The 23,386-nt window shown below is 70.1% G+C and carries 20 protein-coding genes; all 20 read left to right on the top strand.

The annotated features are described in order from the left end of the window. The first annotated feature begins 27 nt into the window (after positions 1-27). The 20 genes from Q1K57_RS00455 to thrC all read left to right on the top strand — a co-directional run bounded on the left by Q1K57_RS00455 (position 28) and on the right by thrC (position 23,370). On the top strand, positions 28-708 hold the full coding sequence (locus Q1K57_RS00455; RefSeq protein WP_300077616.1) for an ABC transporter ATP-binding protein: 681 nt from the start codon (positions 28-30) through the stop codon (positions 706-708). Then, on the top strand, positions 705-2,447 hold the full coding sequence (locus Q1K57_RS00450) for a DUF6297 family protein (protein ID WP_300077568.1): 1,743 nt from the start codon (positions 705-707) through the stop codon (positions 2,445-2,447). Before Q1K57_RS00455 ends, Q1K57_RS00450 begins: the two co-directional genes overlap by 4 nt. A 132-nt stretch (positions 2,448-2,579) precedes the next feature. Further along, a complete protein-coding gene (locus Q1K57_RS00445; RefSeq protein ID WP_300077565.1) occupies positions 2,580-3,866 on the top strand; it encodes a geranylgeranyl reductase family protein in 1,287 nt (428 codons plus the stop codon). Positions 3,867-3,897: 31 nt separating this feature from the next. After that, positions 3,898-4,257, top strand: coding sequence for an NADH-quinone oxidoreductase subunit A (locus tag Q1K57_RS00440; protein ID WP_300077562.1), 360 nt, complete (start codon positions 3,898-3,900; stop codon positions 4,255-4,257). A 22-nt stretch (positions 4,258-4,279) separates the two neighbouring features. Next, positions 4,280-4,837: an NADH-quinone oxidoreductase subunit B gene (locus Q1K57_RS00435; protein WP_300077559.1), complete on the top strand. Its 558-nt coding sequence runs from the start codon at positions 4,280-4,282 to the stop codon at positions 4,835-4,837. Further along, positions 4,834-5,580 carry an NADH-quinone oxidoreductase subunit C gene (locus Q1K57_RS00430; RefSeq protein WP_366525305.1) on the top strand — a complete coding sequence of 249 codons (747 nt, stop codon included), beginning with the start codon at positions 4,834-4,836 and terminating at the stop codon, positions 5,578-5,580. The genes Q1K57_RS00435 and Q1K57_RS00430 overlap by 4 nt, the downstream gene beginning before the upstream one ends. Before the next feature lie 56 nt (positions 5,581-5,636). After that, a complete protein-coding gene (locus Q1K57_RS00425) occupies positions 5,637-6,929 on the top strand; it encodes an NADH-quinone oxidoreductase subunit D (RefSeq protein ID WP_300077613.1) in 1,293 nt (430 codons plus the stop codon). A gap of 47 nt (positions 6,930-6,976) precedes the next feature. Beyond that, complete coding sequence (gene nuoE, locus Q1K57_RS00420; RefSeq protein WP_300077610.1) at positions 6,977-7,675, top strand: NADH-quinone oxidoreductase subunit NuoE; 699 nt, start codon at positions 6,977-6,979, stop codon at positions 7,673-7,675. Beyond that, positions 7,672-8,988, top strand: a complete 1,317-nt coding sequence (nuoF, locus tag Q1K57_RS00415; protein WP_300077556.1) for an NADH-quinone oxidoreductase subunit NuoF — start codon at positions 7,672-7,674, stop codon at positions 8,986-8,988. Before nuoE ends, nuoF begins: the two co-directional genes overlap by 4 nt. Continuing rightward, positions 8,985-11,381, top strand: a complete 2,397-nt coding sequence (locus tag Q1K57_RS00410; protein ID WP_300077553.1) for an NADH-quinone oxidoreductase subunit G — start codon at positions 8,985-8,987, stop codon at positions 11,379-11,381. Before nuoF ends, Q1K57_RS00410 begins: the two co-directional genes overlap by 4 nt. Beyond that, a complete protein-coding gene (gene nuoH / locus Q1K57_RS00405) occupies positions 11,378-12,748 on the top strand; it encodes an NADH-quinone oxidoreductase subunit NuoH (RefSeq protein ID WP_300077550.1) in 1,371 nt (456 codons plus the stop codon). Before Q1K57_RS00410 ends, nuoH begins: the two co-directional genes overlap by 4 nt. After that, positions 12,748-13,308 carry an NADH-quinone oxidoreductase subunit NuoI gene (gene nuoI, locus Q1K57_RS00400; protein ID WP_300077547.1) on the top strand — a complete coding sequence of 187 codons (561 nt, stop codon included), beginning with the start codon at positions 12,748-12,750 and terminating at the stop codon, positions 13,306-13,308. The genes nuoH and nuoI overlap by 1 nt, the downstream gene beginning before the upstream one ends. Beyond that, positions 13,305-14,126, top strand: coding sequence for an NADH-quinone oxidoreductase subunit J (locus Q1K57_RS00395; RefSeq protein ID WP_300077544.1), 822 nt, complete (start codon positions 13,305-13,307; stop codon positions 14,124-14,126). The genes nuoI and Q1K57_RS00395 overlap by 4 nt, the downstream gene beginning before the upstream one ends. 4 nt (positions 14,127-14,130) lie before the next feature. Beyond that, positions 14,131-14,430 carry an NADH-quinone oxidoreductase subunit NuoK gene (gene nuoK / locus Q1K57_RS00390; protein WP_300077541.1) on the top strand — a complete coding sequence of 100 codons (300 nt, stop codon included), beginning with the start codon at positions 14,131-14,133 and terminating at the stop codon, positions 14,428-14,430. A gap of 55 nt (positions 14,431-14,485) precedes the next feature. Next, positions 14,486-16,354, top strand: coding sequence for an NADH-quinone oxidoreductase subunit L (gene nuoL / locus Q1K57_RS00385; RefSeq protein WP_300077607.1), 1,869 nt, complete (start codon positions 14,486-14,488; stop codon positions 16,352-16,354). Positions 16,355-16,367: 13 nt separating this feature from the next. Then, positions 16,368-17,879, top strand: a complete 1,512-nt coding sequence (locus Q1K57_RS00380) for an NADH-quinone oxidoreductase subunit M (RefSeq protein WP_300077538.1) — start codon at positions 16,368-16,370, stop codon at positions 17,877-17,879. After that, positions 17,876-19,447 carry an NADH-quinone oxidoreductase subunit NuoN gene (gene nuoN, locus Q1K57_RS00375; protein WP_300077535.1) on the top strand — a complete coding sequence of 524 codons (1,572 nt, stop codon included), beginning with the start codon at positions 17,876-17,878 and terminating at the stop codon, positions 19,445-19,447. The genes Q1K57_RS00380 and nuoN overlap by 4 nt, the downstream gene beginning before the upstream one ends. A gap of 107 nt (positions 19,448-19,554) precedes the next feature. Next, on the top strand, positions 19,555-20,460 hold the full coding sequence (locus tag Q1K57_RS00370) for a polyprenyl synthetase family protein (protein ID WP_300077604.1): 906 nt from the start codon (positions 19,555-19,557) through the stop codon (positions 20,458-20,460). Between the two features lie 2 nt (positions 20,461-20,462). After that, positions 20,463-21,851, top strand: a complete 1,389-nt coding sequence (locus Q1K57_RS00365) for an amidase (RefSeq protein WP_300077532.1) — start codon at positions 20,463-20,465, stop codon at positions 21,849-21,851. Between the two features lie 82 nt (positions 21,852-21,933). After that, positions 21,934-23,370 carry a threonine synthase gene (thrC, locus tag Q1K57_RS00360; RefSeq protein WP_300077529.1) on the top strand — a complete coding sequence of 479 codons (1,437 nt, stop codon included), beginning with the start codon at positions 21,934-21,936 and terminating at the stop codon, positions 23,368-23,370. The last annotated feature ends 16 nt before the right edge of the window (positions 23,371-23,386 follow it).

Here is a 23,386-nt window from a genome sequence, read left to right as displayed (position 1 = left end):
CGTCCGCGGGTTGGGCGGGGGTGGAGAATCGGGGCCATGGCTCCACGAACACCCGTGCTCACCGCCGACGGCATCGGCAAGTCCTTCGGCGGCGTCGCCATCGTGCGGGACTTCAACCTCACCGTCTTCGCGGGCGACGCGATCGCGCTCACCGGCCGCAACGGCGCCGGCAAGTCGACGATCCTGCGCATGCTCGTGGGCGCCCAGAAGCCCGACGACGGCCGGGTCGAGTTCGAGGGCCAGCGGATGAGCGAGATCAACCCCGACATCCGCCGCCACGTGGCCTCCGTCATCGACGATCTCGACTTCTTCCCCGACCTGTCGGTGGTCGAGCACCTCGACCTCATCGCCCGCGCCCACGGCGTCCCCGATCCGGACGCCCAGGTGGACGCCGTTCTGCACGAAGTCCAACTGGTTCCGCAGTCGGGGCAGCTACCGGCCACCCTGAGTTCCGGGCAGCGCCGCCGCCTTGCCCTGGCGAGCGCTTTCGTCCGTCCCCGCCGCCTGCTGGTCCTTGACGAGCCCGAGCAGCGCCTCGACGTGGAGGGTGTCGCCTGGCTGGCCGACCGCCTCGTCGAGGAGCGCAAACGCGGGCTCGCGATCGTCATGGCCAGCCACGAACCGCACCTGGTCGACAAGGTCGCCACGAAGACGATCCGCCTGCTCGCGCCGTCCGGCGCCCCCGAGCCCGACGAGGGGGAGGCGTGAGAAAGAAGCGTAGGCGCAGCCGCGCGGCCGCCCAGCCGGACGCCGCCCCCGCGGTCGAGGTGCCCCTCGAGCCGGAGGGCGACCCGTATGCCGCGTTCGAGGGTCGCGACTGGGGCTTCGCCTTCCTGCCCGACGCGCAGGCCGAGGTTGTCAATGAGAAGGCGCTGCACCGCATGGTCAAGCAGTGGCGGCACGGCCGCGCCACGAAGACTCTGTGGCAGGCGTTCAGCGACGCCTATTTCGCCGTCTTCACCGTCGTCTTGTTGGGGGCGATGATCACGAACGCGATCATCGGCAGCCAGCGGGCGGCGGCGTCCTGCACCACCGCCGACTGCGACACCGGTCGCTCCCTGATCCCGTGGGGCGTCCTCTTCGCGGTGGTGGCGCTGAGCGCCGCGGTGGCGCGCCTGTTCGGGCCCGTGCTCGCCTCGGCCGCCGAGGGGGGCTGGGTCATGTCGGCCCCAATCGGCCGCGTCCGGCTGTTGCGGCCACGCCTCTACGCCGTCGTCGTCGCCGCTGCCCTCGTCGGTATCGTCCTGGCCGGCATCGTCGCCGCGCTCGCGGGCGAGCCGCTCCACGCCGTGGTCGCCTGGGCGGTCGCGACCGGGCTGGCGGCTTCCGCCGTCGTGGCGTTCGCGGCGTCCGAGCAGTCGCGCGAGCGCACGTGGGTGCTGCGCCTCCTCGGAGGGGTGGCCACGCTGCTCGCTCTGCTGGCCCTGGCGGGCATGGTCGCGATCTCTGCGGGCTGGATCGGCGTCGGCACGTTCGCCACGCCGGACGTCCTCGTCCTCGGCCTCGCCGCGGTCGCCGTGGTCGTGGGCGTCGTGAGCTTCGTGCTCGCCCGCCTGCGCCTGGACCACATCCCGCGCGCCCGCCTGATCAGCGGCGGCTCGCTCGTCAGCGGCATGCAGGGAGCCATGTTCGGCCTCGACTTCGGCCTGGCCCGGGACATCCTTGTGGAGCGCGAAGCCGCCGCCCGCGGTCACGTGAAGCCGGTGCGGGGGAGCGGGGTCGGCGCCCGCGCTCTCGTCGCCCGCGACCTCCAGCGCCTCGTCCGCTTCCCGCGACCGCTCGTGGGCGTGTTCGGCTCGGCGCTCGTCCCCTACGCGCTGGACGCCGTCGGCCTCGGCATCGTGGCGCCCCTGGGCGCGGCGCTCGCCCTCGTCGCGGCGCTCATCCCCACCCTCGGCGCGCTGCGCGTGTTGTCCCGGACGGGCGGCCTGGCGCGCATGTTCCCGTTGTCGACCCGCCAGATCCGGCAGGCGACGGTTACCGTGCCGGCCCTGCTCGCGGTCCTGTGGGCCTTTCTGGTGACGCCGTCGATGACGGGCATCCTGGGTGGGGTCGTCCGGGAGCCGTTCCCCGCGTTCCTGACCGCCCTCGGCACGGCCGCCGCGGGCCTGCTGGGCGCGGTCCGCTGGCAGACGGCCAAGCCGGTCGACTTCGCGACGCCGATGGTGGCGACCTCGTCGGGCGCCGTCCCGCCGAGCCTCATGTTCAACCTGGCCCGGGGCTTCGACATGGTGGCGCTCGTCACCGCACCGATCCTGCTGGGCGTCGACCCCATCTGGTCGCTCGCGATGGCCACCCTCGTGGCCGGCTTCCTCATCGGGGGCGCGAACTCGGCCGAGATGGCCGCCGAGGCCGAGGAGCAGAAGAAGCAGCTCGAGGCCGAGAAGGCGCGGTCGGCCGGCACGCGCACCACGATCCCCAACCGACGTCGCCCAACCGATAAATAGCACACGGACCCGTTGCACAAATACGTTCCTGACTGGGGAAGACGGTAGTCAGCGGGGTGAATGGCGCTTGTGGGAACGGTTGCATAAACTGACCCCCGACCAACGCGAAGCGGGACAGGGGTGAGGGGTTTGATGACGCGGTCGCGCGACACCTCCTCCCTCGTCGAGGCCGACGTCGTGGTCGTCGGTGCCGGCCCTGCCGGCGCCACCGCCGCCACGTGGCTCGCCCGGCGTGGCCTGTCGGTGGCGCTGCTGGAGAAGGCCACGTTCCCGCGCGACAAGGTGTGCGGCGATGGGCTCACCCCCCGCGCCGCCAAGCAGCTCATCCGGCTCGGCGTCGACGTCTCCGAGGCGGCCGGCTGGAAGCGCAACGTGGGCCTGCGCACCTACGGCGCGCGGCGCGAGCCCTTCCACTTCCCGTGGCCCGAGCTCGAGTCGTTCCCCAACTTCGGCCTGACGCGCCCGCGCGCCGAGTTCGACCACTTTCTCGCGCGCCTCGCCGTGGACGCCGGCGCCGACCTGCACGAGAACACCACCGTCGTCGAGCCCGTGCTGGCCGGGTCGACCGACCGCATCGTCGGCGTCCGCACCAAGGATGGCCGGGAGTTCCGCGCGCCCGTCACCATCGCCGCCGACGGCAACTCCTCGCGCCTCGCCCTCGGGCTGGGGCTGCAGAAGAACCGCAAGCGCCCGATGGGCGTCGCCGTGCGCACCTACTACCGTTCCGAGGCCCGCACCCACGACGACTGGATGGAGAGCCACCTCCAGTTGTGGGACGGCGAACCGGGCCGCTCCAACCTGTTGCCCGGCTACGGCTGGGTGTTCGCGATGGGCGATGGCACGGTCAACGTGGGCCTGGGCACGGTGAGCAGCACGGCCGCCAGCCAGAAGGTCAACTTCCGCGAGGCGCTCGCGAAGTGGGTCGCCACGACGCCCGAGGCGTGGGGCTTCCGGCCTGAGAACCAGGTGGGCGGGATCGGGTCTGCGGCGCTGCCCATGAGCTTCAACCGCAAGCCCGCCTACGGGCGCGGTCTGCTGCTCGTGGGCGACTCCGGCGGCATGGTGAGCCCGTTCAACGGCGAAGGCATCCCCTATGCGATGGAGGCCGCCGAGATGGCCGCCGACGCCATCGCGGACGCCAAGGGGCGCGGCTTCGGCACGCGGGGTGCCGAGAAGGCCCTGCAGGGCTACGCATCCCGGCTGGCCGACGCGTGGGGTGGCTACTACCGGCTCGGTCAGGTCTTCGTTTCCCTGATCGAACGGCCCGAGATCATGGGCATCTGCACGCGCTACGGTTTGCCCAGACCGACCTTGATGAAGTTCACGATGAAGCTCCTCGCCCATCTGTACGACACCGCTGACGGTGACTGGATGGACAAGGTGCTCACCTCGGTCGCGAGAATGGCGCCGTCCGCATGAGCGGCGCCGAGCAGAAGGGAAGGTTGCAGCCATGAGCCCCTACGTTCCGATCCTCGGGGTGCTCTTCTTCTCCGCCGCCCTGCTCGGCGTGATGATCCTCCTGTCGCTGGTCGTCGGCCCCAAGCGCTACAACAAGAGCAAGTACATGCCGTACGAGTGCGGCATCGACCCGACGCCGAAGGCGGCCGGTGGTGGCCGCTTCCCGGTGAAGTACTACATCACCGCGATGATGTTCCTCGTGTTCGACATCGAGATCGCCTTCCTCTACCCGTGGGCGGTCGCGTTCGGTCACCTGAGCATGTTCGCGATCTTGGCCATGCTCTCCTTCCTGCTGCTGTTGGGCATCGCGTACTACTACGAGTACGCGCGCGGTGGCATGGAATGGGACTGAGGACGACTGAGGGAATCATCTGATGGGTATCGAAGACGCTCTGCCCGAAGAGGGCATCCTGACCACCACGATCGAGGCGGTCGCCGGCTGGATGCGGCGGACCTCGTTCTGGCCGGCCACCTTCGGCCTCGCCTGCTGCGCCATCGAGATGATGGCGTACGGGACGCCGCGTGTGGACGCCGGGCGCTGGGGCCAGGAGGTCTTCCGCGCCTCGCCCCGCCAGGCCGACCTGATGATCATCTCCGGCCGGGTCAGCCAGAAGATGGCCCCCGTCATGCGCCAGGTCTACGACCAGATGCCCAACCCGAAATGGGTCATGGCGATGGGCGTGTGCGCCAGCTCGGGCGGCATGTTCAACAACTACGCCATCGTGCAGGGCGGCGACCACATCGTGCCCGTCGACATCTACGTTCCTGGCTGCCCGCCTCGCCCCGACATGCTCATCGACGGCATGTTCAAGCTGCGCCAGCTGGTGCTGACGGACCCCATGGGCAAGCACCGCGCCAAGATGCTCGAAGACCTCGAACAGCTCGCCCTGATCGCCACCCCCACCCTCGAGCAGAAGGGGCTCATGCGATGAGCGACGAGAAGCTGCCGGGCGAGGAGAAGTCGGTCGACGCGCCCGTCGAGGGCACCGACTCGGCCCCAGGGGCCGGGCTCGAGCGCGAGGACGCCCAGCCGTCGCCGCAGCTGCCGCCCGCGACCCGCCGCGGCATGTGGAGCGACGGCTCGCCCGACACGTCGGGGTACGGCGAGATCGTCCGCGAGGTGCACCGCCCCGTGCCGACGGAACGACCGCTGCCGGACGCCCACGAGAAGGTCGTGGCACGCGTCGAGGAGCTCGTCGGCGACCCGTTCTTCACGGTGGTCTTCGACCGCGGCGAGCTGACGGTGTACGTGCGCCGCGAGAAGCTCCTCGAGGTGATGACCGCGCTGCGCAACGACGCCCTGCTCCGCTACGAGGGCTGCCTGAGCGTCTCCGGCGTCCACTACCCGACCGATGCGGGCAGTGAGTTGCACGTCGTCTACCACCTGCAGTCGTTCACCCACAACCGCCGCCTCCGCGTGGAGACGACGTGCCCGGACGCCGACCCGCACGTTCCCAGCGTGGTGGCGCTCTACCCGGCGGCCGACTGGCACGAGCGGGAGGCGTGGGACATGTTCGGGATCGTGTTCGACGACCACCCGGCGCTCACCCGCATCCTCATGCCGGACGACTGGGTCGGCCACCCGCAGCGCAAGGACTACCCGCTCGGCGGCATTCCCGTCGAGTACAAGGGTGCGGTCGTCCCGCCCCCGGACCAGCGAAGGAGCTACCGGTGAGCACCGACTACTACGCCGGCCCCGGCGAGGAGACCACGGGTCCCGTCTACACCTCGATGGGGGGCGACTGGGCCGAGATCGCCCAGGAGCAGGCCGAGCGCGGCGACGAGACGCTCGTCATCAACATGGGTCCGCAGCACCCGTCGACCCACGGCGTCCTGCGCCTGATCCTCGAGTGCGATGGCGAGACCGTCGTCAAGATCCGGCCGGCCATCGGCTTCCTGCACACGGGCATCGAGAAGAACATGGAGTACCGCACGTGGGTGCAGGGCTCCACGTTCGTGACCCGCATGGATTATGTGGCACCGCTGTTCAACGAGGCCGCCTACTGCCTGGCGGTCGAGCGGCTGCTCGGGATCGAGGACCGGATCCCGCAGCGGGCCAACGAGATCCGCGTCCTCATGATGGAGCTGTGCCGCATCGCATCGCACCTCGTCGCGATAGGTACGGGCGGCATGGAGATCGGCGCCCTCACGGTGATGACGATCGGCTTCCGCGAACGGGAGATGATCCTCGACTTTTTCGAGGCGGTCACGGGTCTGCGCATGAACCACGCCTACATCCGCCCGGGTGGCGTCAACAACGACCTGCCCGAGAGCGGCCTCGCGCAACTGCGCGACGTCATCAAGTGGCTCGAGGACCACCTGCCGGAGTATGCGGCCTTCTGCAACGAGAACCCCATCTTCAAGGGGCGCATGATGGGCATCGGCCGTCAGGATCTGACCGGCTGCATGGCCCTGGGTGTTACCGGACCCATGCTGCGGGCCACCGGCCTGCCGTGGGATCTGCGCAAGACGCAACCGTACTGCGGCTACGAGACCTACGACTTCGACGTCATGGCCTGGCAGCCGGAGGACGGCTGGGCCAGTTCAGACGCCTACGCGCGCTTCCGCATCCGCCTGGACGAGATGTGGGAGTCGCTGAAGATCGTGAAGCAGTGCGCGGAACGCCTCGAGGCGTCGGTCGGCATGCCCGTGATGATCGACGATCTCAAGATCGGGTCGCCGGCCGATCTCGCCGTCGGGCCGGACGGCCAGGGCAACAGCAATGAGCACATCAAACACATCATGGGCGAGTCCATGGAGGCCCTGATCCACCACTTCAAGCTGGTGACGGAGGGGTTCAAGGTGCCCGCCGGCCAGGCTTACGTGCCGATCGAGTCCCCCAAGGGGGAGTTGGGCTGCCACGTCGTCTCCGACGGGGGAACGCGGCCGTATCGCGCTCACATGCGTGACCCCGGGTTCAACCACCTGCAATCCATCCCGCTCCAGTGCGAGGGCGGCATGATCTCCGACGTCGTCGTCGCCGTCGGGTCCATCGACCCCGTCATGGGAGGTGTCGACCGGTGAGCGGTCACGAGTTCCAGAGCTGGTTCCCCGACTCGGGATCGGTCGACATGTCCGACACCTCGACGAACATCGACGAGACCACGATCGAGGAACTCCGGCAGATCGCGGCCCGCTACCCGCAGGCCCGCTCGGCGCTGTTGCCGATGCTGCACCTCGTGCAGTCGGTGGACGGGCGGGTGTCCCCGGCGGGCATCGAGGCGTGTGCCGCGGTGCTCGGCATCACGACCGCCCAGGTGTCTGGTGTGGCGACGTTCTACACGATGTACAAGCGGCGTCCGGCCGGCAAGCACCACGTGGGCGTCTGCACGACGGCCCTGTGCGCGGTGATGGGCGGCGACATCCTCATGGACGTCGTGGAGGAGAAGCTGGGTATCGGCGAGGGGGAGACCACCGCCGACGGCACGTTCAGCCTCGAGCGCCTCGAGTGCAACGCGGCCTGCGACTTCGCGCCTGTGATGATGGTCAACTGGGAGTTCATGGACAACATGACCCCACAGAAGGCGACCGACCTGCTGGACGCCCTCGCCGCCGGTGAGCGCGTCCAATCGACCCGCGGCGCCGAGCTCGTCGGCTGGCGCCAGACGGAGCGGGTGCTCGCGGGCTTCCCCGACGGGCGCGCCGACGAAGGCCCCACGGCGGGCGCGGAGTCGAAGCTGGGCCTCGGCATCGCCCGCGAACAGGGGTGGAAGGCCCCCGCGGCGCCGGCGCCGGCGGCGTCCGGGCCGAGCGAGGAGGAGGCGAAGTGACCGACCTGCTGACCCCGGTGCTCTCGGCCAACTGGGCCGACGAGCGGGCGTGGAAGCTGACCAACTACGAGCGCGCCGAAGGCTACAAGGGCCTCAGGAAGGCGCTCGGCATGTCCAGGGCCGACGTGATGAACACGGTCAAGGATTCCGGCCTGCGCGGCCGGGGCGGCGCCGGGTTCCCGACCGGCATGAAGTGGAGCTTCGTGCCGCAGGACAACCCGAACCCCAAGTACCTCGTGGTGAACGCCGACGAGTCCGAGCCCGGCACCTGCAAGGACATGCCGCTGCTCATGGCCTCGCCGCACACGCTCGTCGAGGGCGTCGTCATCGCGAGCTACGCGATCGGCTGCGCGGCGGCGTTCATCTACGTGCGCGGCGAGGTCGTGCACGTGATCCGGCGGCTGCAGCAGGCCGTCCGCGAGGCGTACTCGGCCGGCTACATCGGCAAGAACATCCTCGGCTCGGGCTACGACCTTGAGGTGATCGTGCACGCCGGCGCGGGCGCCTACATCTGCGGCGAGGAGACGGCCCTGCTCGACTCGCTCGAGGGACGCCGCGGCCAGCCCCGGCTCCGCCCGCCGTTCCCGGCCGTCGCGGGTCTGTACGCGTGCCCGACCGTGGTCAACAATGTCGAATCGATCGCCTCGGTGCCTGCGATCATCCGCAACGGGTCGGCGTGGTTCAGCTCGATGGGCACGGAGAAGTCGAAGGGCATGACGCTCTACTCGCTGTCCGGCCACGTCAAGCGGCCCGGACAGTTCGAGGCGCCCATGGGCATCACGCTGCGGCAACTGCTCGAGCTGTCCGGTGGTATCCGCGAGGGTCACGAGCTCAAGTTCTGGACGCCGGGTGGCAGCTCGACGCCGATCCTGACGGCCGCCGACATCGACCTGCCCCTCGACTACGAGGGCATGGCGGGCGCAGGCACCATGTTGGGCACGAAGGCCCTGCAGGTGTTCGACGAGACCACGTCGGTGGTGCGCACGACGCTGCGCTGGGTCGAGTTCTACAAGCACGAGTCGTGCGGCAAGTGCACGCCGTGTCGCGAGGGCAACTGGTGGCTCGTCCAGATGCTGCAGCGCTTCGAGGCGGGCACTGCGATCGAAGGCGACGTCGACAAGCTGCTCGACGTGTGCGACAACATCGGCGGTAAGTCGTTCTGCGCGCTCGCCGACGGCGCGGTCGCCTGCGTGACGTCCGCCGTCAAGCACTTCCGCTCCGAGTTCGAGGCCGGCTACTCCACGCCGGCGTGGGAGCTGTTCCCGTACGAGCGCAGCGCCCTGTTCGCGGCACCGAAGGGAGCCCACGCATGAGCGTCGAGGCCAAGGCCGGCGAAGTCGCGAAGAGCGACCTCATCAGTGTCTTCATCGACGGCACCGAGGTGCAGGTGCCGAAGGGCACGCTGGCGATCCGCGCGGCCGAGATGATCGGCATCGCGATCCCGCGGTTCTGCGACCACCCGCTGCTCGACCCGGTCGGCGCGTGCCGCCAGTGCATGGTCGAGGTGCCCGACATGGGCAACGGGCGCGGCATGCCGAAGCCGCAGGCGTCCTGCACCCTCGAGGTGGCGCCGAACATGCAGATCCAGACCCAGCTCAGCAGCGCGAAGGCCGAGAAGGCTCAGAAGGGCATGCTCGAGCTGTTGCTGATCAACCACCCGCTCGACTGCCCGATCTGCGACAAGGGCGGCGAGTGCCCGCTGCAGAACCAGGCGCTGAGCCACGGTCCCGCCGAATCCCGCTATCACGGGGTGAAGCGCACGTTCCCGAAGCCAGTGTCGATCTCGGCCCAGGTGCTGCTCGACCGCGAGCGGTGCGTCCTGTGCGCGCGCTGCACCCGGTTCTCCGAGCAGATCTCGGGCGACCCGTTCATCGCGCTGGTCGAACGCGGGGCGCTCCAGCAGGTCGGCTTCTACGAAGACCACCCGTACGACAGCTACTTCTCCGGCAACGTCGTGCAGATCTGCCCGGTCGGGGCGCTGACCAGCGCCGACTACCGGTTCCAGGCGCGCCCGTTCGACCTCGTGTCGACACCGGTGGTCTGCGAGATCTGCGCGGCCGGTTGCGAACTGCGCACCGACCACCGCCACTACCAGGTGAAGCGGCGCCTGGCCGGCAACGCCCCCGACGTGAACGAGGAGTGGAACTGCGACCGCGGCCGCTTCGCGTTCTACTCGGGGCGCCAGGCCGACCGGCTCACCAGCCCGCTCGTCCGCGACGGCGACGCGCTCCGCCCGGCGAGTTGGCCGGAGGCCATCGATGCCGCCGTGGCCGGTCTCAAGGCAGCCGGGGCGGGCGTCGGCGTCCTCGTGGGTGGACGCCTCACGCTCGAGAACGCCTACGGCTACAGCAAGTTCGCCCGCGCCGTGCTCGGCACCAACCACATCGACTTCCGCAGCCGCCCGCACTCGGTGGAGGAGGGTCAGTTCCTGGCGCACGCCGTCGCGGGCCGGGCGTTCGGCGAGGGCGTCACCTACGCCGGGCTCGAGGAGGCGAAGCAGGTCATCTGCGTGGCCTTCGAGCCGGAGGAGGAGAGCCCGATCGTCTTCCTGCGGCTCCGCAAGGCGGTCCGCAAGAAGAAGCTGAAGGTCGTCACCGTCGCGCCGTTCGAGTCGAACGGCGCGCGCAAGCTGGGCGCCCACTTCGTCCCCACGGTGCCCGGCACCGAGGCCGAGGTGGTCAGCAAGCTGGACGCCGACGCGGACACCGTCATCCTGGTGGGGGAGCGCGCCGCGCTGTCGCTCGGCACCTTTTCGGCGCTCGTCGAACTCGCCAGTCACACCGGCGCCCGCCTCGCGTGGGTGCCTCGCCGCGCCGGCGATCGCGGCGCGGTCGAGGCCGGCTGCCTGCCGCACCTGCTGCCCGGCGGACGCCCGGTCGCGGACGCCGCCGCGCGCGTCGACGTGCAGGCGGCCTGGGGCGTCCCCGCCCTGCCCGCCGAGCCCGGCCTGGACGCCGGCGCCATGCTGCATGCCGCGGCGTCCGGCGAACTCGGCGCCCTCGTCGTCGCCGGCGTCCAGCCGACCGACTTCGCGGACGCCGCCGCCGCACGCGCCGGCTTCGAGCAGGCGCCGTTCCTTGTCAGCCTCGAGTCCCGAATCAGCGAGGTCACCGCGCGCGCCGAGGTCGTGCTGCCGGTCGACCTCATCGAGGAGCAGGCGGGCACCTTCCTCAACTGGGAGCACCGGCCCGGCCGCGTCAACCGCGTCAACCGCCAGGCGGGGTCCCCGATGACCGACCTCCGCGTGCTCGCGATGCTTGCGGACGCCCTCGGCACCGATCTGGGCATCCGCCGGACCAAGGAGGCCCGTCGGGAGTTGGACGAGCTGGGCACATGGGACGGCGAGCGGGCCGCGGCTCCGGCCGAGGAGTGGCTGCAGCCGGACCGTGCGTCCGGCCTGGTGCTCGCCTCGTGGCGCCTGCTCATCGACGGCTCGGCCGCCAACGACGGCGCGCCCGCCCTGCTGGCGACGGCGAAGAAGCCGGTGGCCCGCCTGGGCGAGGCGACGGCGTCCGAGCTGGGCTTGGCCGACGGCGATCTCGTCACCGTGGGTGCGGGCAACGGGGAGCTCACCTTGCCGCTCGTCGTGGAGCCCACGATGGTCGACGGGGTCGTGTGGGTCCCCGGCAACATCGACGGTGCGGGGCTCGGGGAGCTCGCGGTCACCGCGACCCAACCCGTCCAGGTGAGTGGAGGTGTGGCATGACTCCGCAGGATCTCTCGATCTTCGGCAACGATCCTTGGTGGATCGTGTTGATCAAGGTCGTCGGCGTCGTCGTGTTGCTGTTGACGTGGACGATCTTCAACGTCTGGTACGAGCGCCGTCTCGTCGCCAAGATGCAGCACCGGCTCGGCCCGATCATGAACCCGACGTGGCTCGGCGGTCTCGGCCAGGCGCTCGGCGACGGCCTGAAGCTCATGTTCAAGGAGGACTTTGCCCCCGGCATGGTCGACAAGGTGCTGTTCTCCATCGCCCCGCTCATCGCGGGCGTGACGGCGTTCACCGCCTGGTCGGTCATCCCGCTCGCCGGCGAGGTCAACCTCTTCGGCGTCACGACACGCCTCCAGGTGACCGACATGCCCGTCTCGGCACTGCTGCTGCTGGCAATGAGCTCGGTCGCCGTGTACGGCTTCGTCATGGCCGGCTGGAGTTCGCAGTCTCCGTACTCGCTGCTGGGCTCGCTGCGCAGCTCGGCGCAGATGATCTCTTACGAGATCTCGATGGGGCTGTCCTACGTCGCCGTGTTCCTCTATGCGGGCACCATGTCGACCTCCGAGATCGTCGAGGCGCAGAACCGGCCGCTGTTCGGCCCGGGCTTCCTCGGCCAGCAGGAGGGTTTCCTCGGCTTGACCCAGTGGTACTGGCTGCTGCTCGCCCCCTCCTTCGTCGTCTACGTCATCTCGATGGTCGGCGAGACCAACCGCGCCCCGTTCGACCTGCCCGAGTGCGAGTCCGAGCTGGTCAGCGGCCACCTCACCGAGTACAACGGCTTCCGGTACGCGATCTTCTTCCTCGCCGAGTACATCAACATGGCCACGGTCTCCGCGATCGCGACCACGCTGTTCCTCGGTGGCTACCACGCACCTTGGCCCCTCGCTCTCATCCCGGGTGTCGACACCGGCTGGTGGGGCCTCCTCTGGTTCGTGCTCAAGGTGCAACTGCTGATCTCGCTCTTCGTGTGGCTCCGCGGCACGCTGCCGCGCTTCCGCTACGACCAGTTCATGGCGCTCGGCTGGAGGTTCCTTATCCCGATCTCGCTGGTCTGGGTCATGGGCGCATCCCTCATCATCGGCCTGCGCAACCACGGGCTGCTGCAGGGCCCGCTTCTGTGGATCCTCATCGGCCTCGTCGTGGTCGCCCTGTTCGCGGTCGCCCTGCTGCGCACCGAACCGGTCGGACCCGTCGAGACCTACGCCGACGGTCCCGTGGACGCCTTCGCCGGGGGCTACCCGGTGCCGCCGCTGCCCGGCCAGGAGTTGCCGGAGCTCGCCGGAGTCATTGCCGGCCAGACGGACGCCGACGACGCAGCGGCCGCACCGGCGGCGTCCGAGACCAACCGAGAGGAACAGTGATGGGCCTGTTCGACGCGTGGGCCGGCTTCGGCGTCACCTTCCGCACGATCTTCCGCAAGACCTTCACGCAGGGCTACCCGCAGAAGGGCAAGGAGAAGGTCACCGCCCCGCGGTTCCACGGGCGCCATCAGCTCAACCGCTGGCCGGACGGCCTCGAGAAGTGCGTCGGCTGCGAGTTGTGCGCGTGGGCCTGCCCGGCCGACGCCATCTACGTGGAGGGCGCCGACAACACCGACGCCGAGCGTTTCTCGCCCGGTGAGCGGTACGGCCGCGTCTACCAGATCAACTACCTGCGCTGCATCCTGTGCGGCCTGTGCATCGAGGCGTGCCCCACCCGAGCGCTCACCATGACGAACGACTTCAAGCTCGCGGACACCTCGCGGGAGAAGATGATCTACACCAAGGACCGCCTCCTCGCCCCACTCCTGCCGGGCATGGAGGAGCCGCCCCACCCGCGGCGCCTCGGCGACGACGAGAAGGACTACTTCCTCGGCCTGCCGCCCACCGGCGTCCCGGACATGAGGACCGGCCCGGTCACCGCGAAGGGGGCCCACCAGTGAACCCGACACTCGTTCCGCTCGTCACCGGGGCGGAGGTGACCTTCTGGATCGTCGCGCCCCTCGCCATCATCGGCGCCCTGGGGCTCGTGCTGGCGCGCCGTGCGGTGTACGCCGCGCTCGGCATGGCGGTGGCGATGATCTCGCTGGCCGTGCTGTACGCGTCGCTGAACGCCCCGTTCCTCGCGATGACGCAGATCATCGTCTACACCGGCGCCGTGATGATGATGTTCCTGTTCGTGCTGATGATGGTGGGCGTCGACACCCCGGACTCGCTCGTCGAAACCCTGAGGGGCCAGCAACTCCTGGCGGGCATCGGCGGCCTCGGCCTTGCGATGCTGCTCATCTGGGCCATCGGCGGCGCCATCGTGACGCCGCCCGTCACGGTCACGGAGGCCAACAACGCCTACGACGGCAACGCTCAGGGCATCGCCTTCCTCCTCTTCGACCGGTACGCGTTCGTCTTCCTGCTCACCGCCGCCATGCTGATCACCGGCGCCGTCGGCGCGATGCTGCTGGCCCATCACCAGCGCGTGCACCCCAAGAAGGGTCAGCACCATCTGGCCGCCGAACGCATGGACGCCTACGCGACCTCGGGCGAGCATCCGGGCCCGCTGCCAGCGTCCGGTGTCTACGCGCACACCAACGCCATCGGCGCCCCGGCGCTCCTGCCGGACGGCACCGTCGCCGAGAAGTCGCTCTCGCACACGCTCGTGCTGCGCGGTGCCTCGCTCGACAGCCCCCAACTCGCCAAGGTGACCGAGGAGACCTTCGCGGCCATCGAGGCCGTTCGTTCCGACGACGAGGACGAGGAGGAGTGAGCGCATGAATCCGGAGAACTACCTCATCCTGGCCGCGATCCTGTTCTCGATCGGCGCCTTCGGTGTGCTGACACGGCGCAACGCGCTCGTCGCGTTCATGTGTGTCGAGCTGATGCTGAACGCCACCAACCTCGCCCTCGTGGCGGGCTCCCACATCCACGGCGGGCTGGACGGGCAGGTGGCGAGCTTCTTCGTCATGGTCGTCGCGGCGGCGGAGGTCGTGGTGGGCCTCGCGATCATCGTGGCGATCTTCAAGACCCGCCGCTCGACCTCGGTCGACGACGCCAACCTGCTGAAGCTCTGAGGTGGCTGACGTGATCCTTCTCGAGACCATCACCGAGCCGGTACCGGCCAGCGGGATGTACCTCTTCATGTGGCTCATGATCGCCGTGCCGGCGGTCTCGGCCGCCGTCCTGCTGCTCGCCGGGCGACTCGCGGATGCGTGGGGCCACCTCCTCGGCACCCTCGCGCCCCTCGTGTCCTTCGGCGTGGCGCTGGCCGTGTTCGTCGGCATGCTGCTCAACCCCGACGACGCGCGGCGCATCTCGCTGCCGCTGTACACGTGGTTCACCACGGGAACGTGGGACATCGGGGTCGGCCTGCTCGTCGACCAACTGTCGATCCTGTTCGCCCTGCTCATCACCGGCGTCGGCAGCCTCATTCACGTCTACTCGATCGGCTACATGGCGCACGACCCTCGCCGCCGCCGGTTCTTCGCCTACCTGAACCTGTTCGTCGCGGCGATGCTGCTGCTGGTGCTCGCCGACAACTACCTCATCCTGTTCGTGGGCTGGGAGGGCGTCGGCCTGGCGTCCTACCTGCTCATCAGCTTCTGGCAGCACAAGCCGTCGGCGGCCAGCGCGGGCGTCAAGGCCTTCGTCATGAACCGCGTCGGCGACCTCGGCATGCTCATGGCCATCGGCACGATGCTGGCCCTGTTCGGCAGTTCGTCGTTCGCCGCCGTCGCGCAGGGCATGGCGGGCCTCGGCAACGAGCTGTGGGCCACGCTGCTGGGCGTGTTCCTGCTGCTCGCCGCCTGCGGCAAGTCGGCGCAGGTGCCGCTCCAGGCCTGGCTGCTGGACGCCATGGAGGGCCCGACCCCCGTGTCGGCGCTCATCCACGCCGCCACCATGGTCACCGCGGGCGTCTACCTCGTCGTCCGCAGCCACGTGATCTTCGAGGCCGCGCCGATCGCCGCCAGCGCCGTCGTGGTCGTCGGTACGGTCACCCTGCTCGCCGGCGCCTGGATCGGCACGGCGCAGGACGACATCAAGAAGGTGCTCGCCGGTTCCACGATGAGCCAGATCGGCTACATGATGCTCGCCGCGGGCATCGGCCCGGCCGGCTACGCGTTCGCGATCTTCCACCTGCTCACCCACGGGTTCTTCAAGGCCAACATGTTCCTCGGCGCCGGCTCGGTCATGCACGGAATGAACGACGACGTGAACATGCGCAACTACGGGGCGCTGGGCAAGGTCATGCGGGTCACGTTCCTGACGTTCGCGATGGGCTACCTGGCGATCATCGGGTTCCCCTTCACCTCGGGCTACTTCTCCAAGGACCACATCATCGAGGCCGCGTTCGAGCACAACCTGATCGTCGGCGTGTGCGCGCTGGTGGGCGCCGGCATCACGGCGTTCTACATGACGCGCCTCATGCTCATGACGTTCTTCGGCCAGAAACGGTGGCGCGCCGGCGTCCACCCGCACGAGTCCCCGGCCGTCATGACGGTGCCGCTCATCGTGCTCGCCGTGTTCAGCGTGGGCGCTGGCATCGTGATGAACAACTGGATCCAGGGCTGGCTCGAGCCGGCGCTCGGCATCCACCCGCACGAGCTCAGCCTGCTGCCGACCCCGATCGGCCTGCTGACCCTCGCGGTCGTCGCCGCCGGCATCGCCGCGGCGTGGTTGGTCTTCGGCCGCCGGGCGATCCCGGCATCTGTCCCCGCCACCCGCGACCCCTTCACCCTGATGGGCCGCAACGTCTTGTACGGCGACCAGACGAACGACTTCCTGTTCGTGCACCCGGCGTACGCGACGGCGTCCGCCCTCGAGGTGACCGACCGGGTCGGCATCGACGGCGCCGTGGACACCACCGCCCGCGCGTTCGGCGGGCTGTCCACGCAGGTGCGGCGCCTGCAGTCCGGCTACTTGCGCAGCTACGCCCTCACGATGCTCCTCGGCGTGCTCGCCGTCGGTGTCGTGCTGATCCTCGGCCTGCTGGGTTGAGGGAGGAGTTGAGATGACATTCCCTTGGCTCACCGTGTTGGGGCTGCTGCCGCTGGTGGCGGGCCTGCTCCTGTTGCTGCCCATGGGCAGGGGTGCGGCCCGGCTGCTCGGCTTCGGCGCCGGCCTGTTGACCCTGGCGCTCGCGATCGCGGTGGTCGGCCTGCACCTCGGGGGCACCGACATGAGCGTCCAGGTGCCGTGGATCAGCGCTTTCGGCGCCTGGTGGGCGCTCGGCCTCGACGGCATGGGCGTCGCCATGGTGCTGCTCACCGCGATCCTGACGCCGGTCGTCCTGATCGCCGAGTGGGACCTGCCCGGTGCCCGCTGGAGCGCGCAGGTCTACTTCGCGCTCGTCTTGATCCTCGAAGGCCTGTCGCTGTTCGTCTTCACGGCGACCGATGTGCTGCTGTTCTACCTGTTCTTCGAGGCGACCCTCATCCCCGTCTACTTCATGATGGTCGGGTTCGGGGGACCGCGCCGCTCGTACGCCGCCCTCAAGTTCCTGCTGTTCAGCCTGGCCGGCGGCCTCATCATGCTGGCCTCGGTGGTCGGCATCTTCGCCGTGACCAGCGCCGTCGGCGTCCCGTCGTACCTGCTGGACGATCTCGCCGGTGCCGACATCACCGGCGATGTCGGCCGGTGGCTCATGCTCGGCTTCCTCGTCGCCTTCGTCGTCAAGGCACCGATGGTGCCGCTGCACACGTGGCTCCCGGACGCCGCCGAGCAGTCCACGCCCGGAACGGCCACCCTGCTGGTCGGCGTCCTGGACAAGATCGGCACGTTCGGCATGATCCGCTTCTGCCTCACGCTGTTTCCCGAGGCGAGCACGTGGATCGCTCCCTTCATGACGTGGTTCGCCGTCGTCTCGATCCTCTGGGGCGCGTTCGGCGCCGTCGCGTCGCGCAACATGATGCGGCTCGTCGCCTACACGTCGGTCAGCCACTTCGGGTTCATGATTCTCGGCATCTACAGCTTCACGACGCCGAGCCTGACCGGCTCGATGTTCTACATGCTCAACCATGGCTTCTCGACGGCGGCCCTGTTCCTCGTCGTCGGCTACCTCGTGAAGCGGCGTGGCAGCGCCGACATCGCCGCGTTCGGCGGCGTGCAGAAGGTCGCCCCGGTGGCCGCCGGCGTCTTGCTGCTCGCGGGGTTGTCGGCGCTGTCGCTGCCGGGCATGTCGACGTTCGTGAGCGAGTTCCTCGTCATCGCCGGCGCTTGGTCGCGCAACCCGGTGGTAACCGTCGCCGCACTGTTGGGCGTCGTGCTGGCAGCCGTGTACGTCCTGCGCTGGTACCGCCTGACGATGACCGGGCCGCTCACCGACGAGGCCGCGACGGCGTTCACCGGCCGTGACCTCTCCGGTGCCGAGCGCTGGATCATGGTGCCGGTCATCGGCGTCATGCTGCTCCTCGGCTTCTTTCCCGGGCCGGCTGTCGATGTCGTCGAACCCACCGCGGTTACCACCATGCAGCACCTCGGCATGACCGACCCCGCGCCGGTCGTGGAAGGAGTTGGCCGATGATTCCCACCACCGGGTTCTGGCCCGCACCCGACTTCGTCTGGGTCGCGATCGCGCCCGTCGTGCTCGTGCTCCTGGCCGCCTGCATCGGCATCCTGCTCGAGGCCGTGCTGCCGCGGCACCTGCGCTTCGTCGCCCAGGTGACCTTGGTGATGGCGAGCCTGCTGCTCGCCCTCGGCCTGCTCGTCGTGAACTGGAACCGAGGTCGCGTCGGCGCCATGGTGGAGGGTTCGCTCATGCTCGACGGGCCCACCTACTTCGGCTGGGGAGCTCTGCTCGTGTTCGGCCTGCTGGCGTTCATGGTGTTCGCCGAGCGGCGGGTCAACGGCGGGGCGAGCACGTTCGCCGCCTCGGCGGCGGCGGTGCCGGGGTCGGTCGACGAAGCCGAGAGCGCACGCGCCGGCCACGAGCACACGGAGGTCTTCCCCCTCGGCCTGTTCGCTGTGGGCGGCATGATGGTCTTCCTGGCGGCGACCGACCTCATCACGATGTTCGTGGCGCTCGAGGTCTTCTCGCTGCCGCTCTACCTGCTCTGTGCGATGGCGCGCCGGCGGCGCCTGCTCAGCCAGGAGGCCGCCCTCAAGTACTTCCTGCTGGGCGCGTTCAGCTCCGCCTTCTTCCTCATGGGCATCGCGCTGTTGTACGTCTACTCCGGCACGCTCGATCTGGCCGGCATCCACAACGCGGTTCGCGCAGGCACGGCCGGCGACGGCATCCTGCTCGCCGGCCTCGTCCTGCTCGCCGTCGGACTGCTCTTCAAGATCGGTGCCGTGCCGTTCCACAGCTGGACGCCGGACGTCTACATGGGTGCCCCGACGCCCGTCACCGGGTTCATGGCGATCTGTACCAAGCTGGCCGCCATGGGCGCCCTGCTCCGCGTGCTCTACGTCGCTCTCGACGGTGAGCGCCTCGCCTGGCAGCCCATGCTCGCGGTCGTTGCGGCGGTCACCATGGTCGTCGGCATCGTCGCGGCCCTGACGCAGACCGACATCAAGCGCATGCTCGCCTACAGCTCGATCGCGCACGCAGGCTTCATCCTGACCGCGGTGGTCGGGGCGAACCAGCTCGTGGCCATCGGCCAGGCGACGTCGGCGGCGTCCATCAGCTTCTATCTGGCGGCGTACGGCTTCGCGACCGTCGGCGCCTTCGCGCTGGTGACGCTGGTGCGCAACGCGGCGGGCGAGGAGAACGGCATCGCCGGGTGGGCCGGCCTCGCCAAGAAGAACCCGGTCGTCGCCGGCCTGTTCGGCCTGTTCATGCTCAGCTTCGCGGGCATCCCGCTCACCGGCGGCTTCATCGGCAAGTGGGCCGTGTTCACCGCCGCGTGGCGGGGCGGCTACTGGTGGCTCGTCCTCGTCGCGGCGCTCGCGAGTCTGGTGGGCGCCTACTTCTACCTGCGTGTCATCGTCGTCATGTTCGGCGGCGAACCGGCCAAGGGCACGTTCGTCGGGCGGGCCAGCGGGTGGACGTGGATCCCGGTGGCGGTGGGGGCGGTCGCCACGGTCTGGCTGGGTATCTTGCCCGATCAGGTCATGCAGCTTGCTACGTTTGCGGGGAACTACCTGCGCTGAGCGGGTGGCCCACGAGAAGGAGTTCTGTGCCGTCCATCACCTACCCGGGGGCCGACCCGGCGTTCGAGGCTGCCGTTCGTGAGCGCCTCGACGCGGTCGAGCGTGTCCTGGCGGAGGCTGCCAGGGGCGACAGCGCCTACGTGACCGACGTGGCGGGGCACTTGCTCGCTGCCGGCGGCAAGCGGTTCCGGCCGATGCTCGTCGTGCTCGCCTCGCAGTTGTACGGCGGTGCCGACCCCGACCGCGTCGAGAAGGCCGCCATCGTCGTGGAGCTCACGCACGTGGCGTCCCTCTACCACGACGACGTCATGGACGAGGCCGACCGGCGGCGCGGGGTCGCGAGCGCCAACCGGCTCTACGGCAACGAGGTCGCGATCCTCGTGGGCGACTACCTGTTCGCGCGGGCGTCGTCGACGGTCGCGAAGCTCGGCCCGGAATACGTCGAGTTGCAGGCGGACACCTTCGCACGGCTCGTGCAGGGCCAGATCGCCGAGACGCGTGGTCCCGAGCCCGGCGAAGACCCGCTCGGCCACTACCTGGCCGTGATCGCCGACAAGACGGGCTCGCTCATCGCCGCCTCGGCGATGTTCGGCGGCATGGTCGCCGAAGCGCCGGCCGACGTGGTGCAGGCGTTGGCGCTGTTCGGTGAGGAGATCGGCGTCGTGTTCCAGTTGTCCGACGATCTGCTCGACATCGCGTCCGACACCTCCGGCAAGACCCCGGGCACCGACCTGCGCGAGGGCGTCCCGACGCTGCCGACCCTGATGCTGCTGGCCGGCGACGATCCGGCAGACGCCCGTCTGCGCGATCTGGTGTCCCGGCCGCTCGCCGACGACGCGGAGGTTGCGGAGGCGCTCGCCGGCCTGCGGGCGCACCCGGTGATGGCCGCCGCGCGGGCCGAGATCGAGCGGCGCGCTGCGGTGGCCCGGCAGCACCTGGCCCCGCTGCCCGAGGGGCCTGCGAAGGCGGCGCTGCGCGCGCTCGCCGACACCGTCGTGGAGCGTTCGGCCTAGCCATGGACGCCGTCGCCCTGGCCGCCGCGGTGCGTGCGGGGCAGGTCTCCGCGCTGGAGGTGACGACCGAGGCGCTGGCCCGTGCGGTCGATCTGAACCCCGTCGTGGGAGCCTTCGCGTCGCTCGCCGCCGAGCACGCCTGCACGCAGGCCGCCGCGGTGGACGCCGCGGTCGCCGCCGGAACCTTGGGACGCGCCCCGCTGGCCGGCGTGCCACTGCCGATCAAGGACCTCGTCGAGGTCGCCGGGCTGCCCTTCGAGGGCGGGTCCGAGGTGATGGCGGGCCACGTCGGCGTCGCGACGGACGTGGTGGCGGGGCGGCTCATCGAGGCCGGTTCGATCACGCTGGGCAAGACCTCGACGCCCGAGTTTGGGTTCCCCTGCTATACCGAGCCGGACTCGCTTCCGCCCGCCGTGACGCCGTGGGACACCACGCGGATGGCGGGCGGGTCGAGCGGTGGGGCGGCGGCGGCCGTGGCGTCCGGCATCGTGCCCATGGCGCACGCGTCCGACGGGGGCGGGTCGATCCGCATTCCGGCCGCGTGCTGTGGCCTGGTCGGGCTGAAGCCGTCCCGAGGGCTGGTCAACACGCTGCCGAGCCGGGTGCCCGGGCCGGGACTGGTGACCGACGGCGTCCTCACGACGACGGTCCGCGACAGCGCGCTCGGGCTCGACGTGCTCGCGCCTGGGCACGGCTTCCTCGCGGTGCTGGCCGAGGCGCCCGCGGGGCTGCGTATCGGCGTCACCGACGTGCCGGTCATCTCCGAGACGGCCGAGGTGCACCGTGCCTGCCGCGCAGCGGTGGCGGAGGTGGCCGACGTGCTCTCCGATCTCGGCCACGCGGTGGTGCCGGCGCCCCGGGCGTTCCCCGCGGGCCGCTGGGCCGCGTTCGACGCGGTGTGGGCCACGGGGGCGGCGTCCCTGCCGCTGCCGCCGGAGGCCGAGGAGGACCTGACGCCGCTCACCTCGTGGTTGCGTCGGCGTGGGCAGGCCGTCTCGGCGGCGGAGTACGCGGCCGCGCTCGGGGAGATCCAGCGGCTGACGTGGGACGTCGAGCAGGCGTGGGCCGGTCTCGACATCGTCGTGACGCCGACCCTCGCCCAGCCGCCCCTGCCCGTCGGGGCGCTGCGCGACGACGACGACCCGGCTGCCGACTTCGCCGCCCAGGTCGACTTCACGCCGTGGACGTCAGTGGCGAACCTCACCGGGCGCCCCTCGCTCAGCCTGCCGCTCGTGCGGGCCGACGTGGAGGGCGTCGAGCTGCCGATCGGCGTCATGTTCACCGGACGCCGCGGCGGGGACGCTCTGCTGCTGCGGCTGGCGGCCGTCCTCGAGGACACCCTGCCGTGGCCGCGCACCGTCCGGCCGCGGGCGGGGTTCGGCGCCGCCTGACGCGGCTGGCAGGGGCGCGAACCTGCCTGCCGCCCGCCCGGACGTGGACCGGGTCGCCGGGGCCGGCCGGTAGGCTGGGCCGGTGCGCTACGTCTCGACCCGCGACTCCTCCGGTGGCCCCGGGCTGCCGTTCTGCGACATCCTCCTGGCCGGCCTCGCGCCCGACGGCGGGCTGTACCTGCCCCAGTCGTACCCGCAGGTGGATGCCGCAACGCTGGCGTCCTGGCGCACCCTGCTCCGCGAGGCGGGGTACGCGGCCCTGGCCGCCGAGGTGCTCGGCCTGTATATCGACGACATCCCCTCAGCGGATCTGCGCGGCATCTGCGACCGCGCCTATACGGCGGAGAAGTTCGGTGCGGCCGAGGTGGTCTCCCTGAGCGACCTGGGGGAGGGCGTCCTGCTGGGCCACCTCTCCAACGGGCCGACGGCCGCGTTCAAGGACATGGCCATGCAGGTGCTCGGTGAACTGTTCGAGTACGAGCTGGAACGCCGCGACGAGACGCTGACGATTCTGGGCGCGACGAGCGGCGACACGGGCTCGGCCGCCGAGTACGCGATGCTCGGCAAGGACCGGCTGAAGGTCTTCATGCTCACCCCTGCGGGCCGGATGAGCCCGTTCCAGCAGGCGCAGATGTTCAGCCTCGACGATCCGGGCGTGGTCAACATCGCCGTCGACGGCGTCTTCGACGACTGCCAAGACCTCGTCAAGGCCGTCAACGCCGACCTCACGTTCAAGGCCCGTCATCGGCTCGGCGCGGTCAACTCGATCAACTGGGCACGGCTGTTGGCGCAGGTTGTGTACTACATCGCCCTGTGGCTGCACGCCACCGCCGACGACGACGACCGGGTCACGTTCGCCGTGCCGTCGGGCAACTTCGGCAACATCTGCGCCGGACACATCGCCCGCGAGATGGGGCTGCCCATCGACACGCTCCTGCTGGCGACGAACGAGAACAACGTGCTCGCCGAGTTCTTCGCCACCGGTGTCTACCGCGTTCGGGGCCGGTCGGAGACCCACGAGACCAGCTCGCCCAGCATGGACATCTCCAAGGCGTCGAACTTCGAGCGGTTCGTGTTCGACCTGCTCGGGCGGGACGCCGCCTCCGTGCGCGACCTCTTCGCCCACCAGTTGCCCATGGTCGCCGAGTTCGATCTGTCCCGCACGGACGCCTTCGCGGGCCTGCGTGCACGGTTCGGCTTCGTGGCGGGCAGTTCGACGCACGCCGACCGCATCGCCACGATCGCCGCCGAGCACGCCCGCTCCGGCATCGTCATCGACCCGCACACCGCGGACGCCGTCGGCGTCGCTCGGCGGCTGGGGGCGTCCGAGGCGATCGCCCGGCCGATCATCGCCCTGGAGACCGCCCTGCCGGTCAAGTTCTCGGCGACGATCACCGAGGCGCTCGGCGCCGACGTGCCCCGACCGGAGCGCTTCGCCGGCATCGAGGATCTGCCCCGCCAGGTCGTCGACCTGCCGAACGACGCCGCCGCCCTCAAGGACTTGATCGCAGCCGGCTGACGCAACGCGCCGGCGC

The sequence above is a fragment of the Propioniciclava sp. genome (assembly GCF_029977985.1).
Taxonomy (GTDB): domain Bacteria; phylum Actinomycetota; class Actinomycetes; order Propionibacteriales; family Propionibacteriaceae; genus Propioniciclava.
The sequence above is the reverse complement of the archived record's forward strand: the minus strand, read 5'-3'. Positions and strand labels throughout refer to the sequence as shown.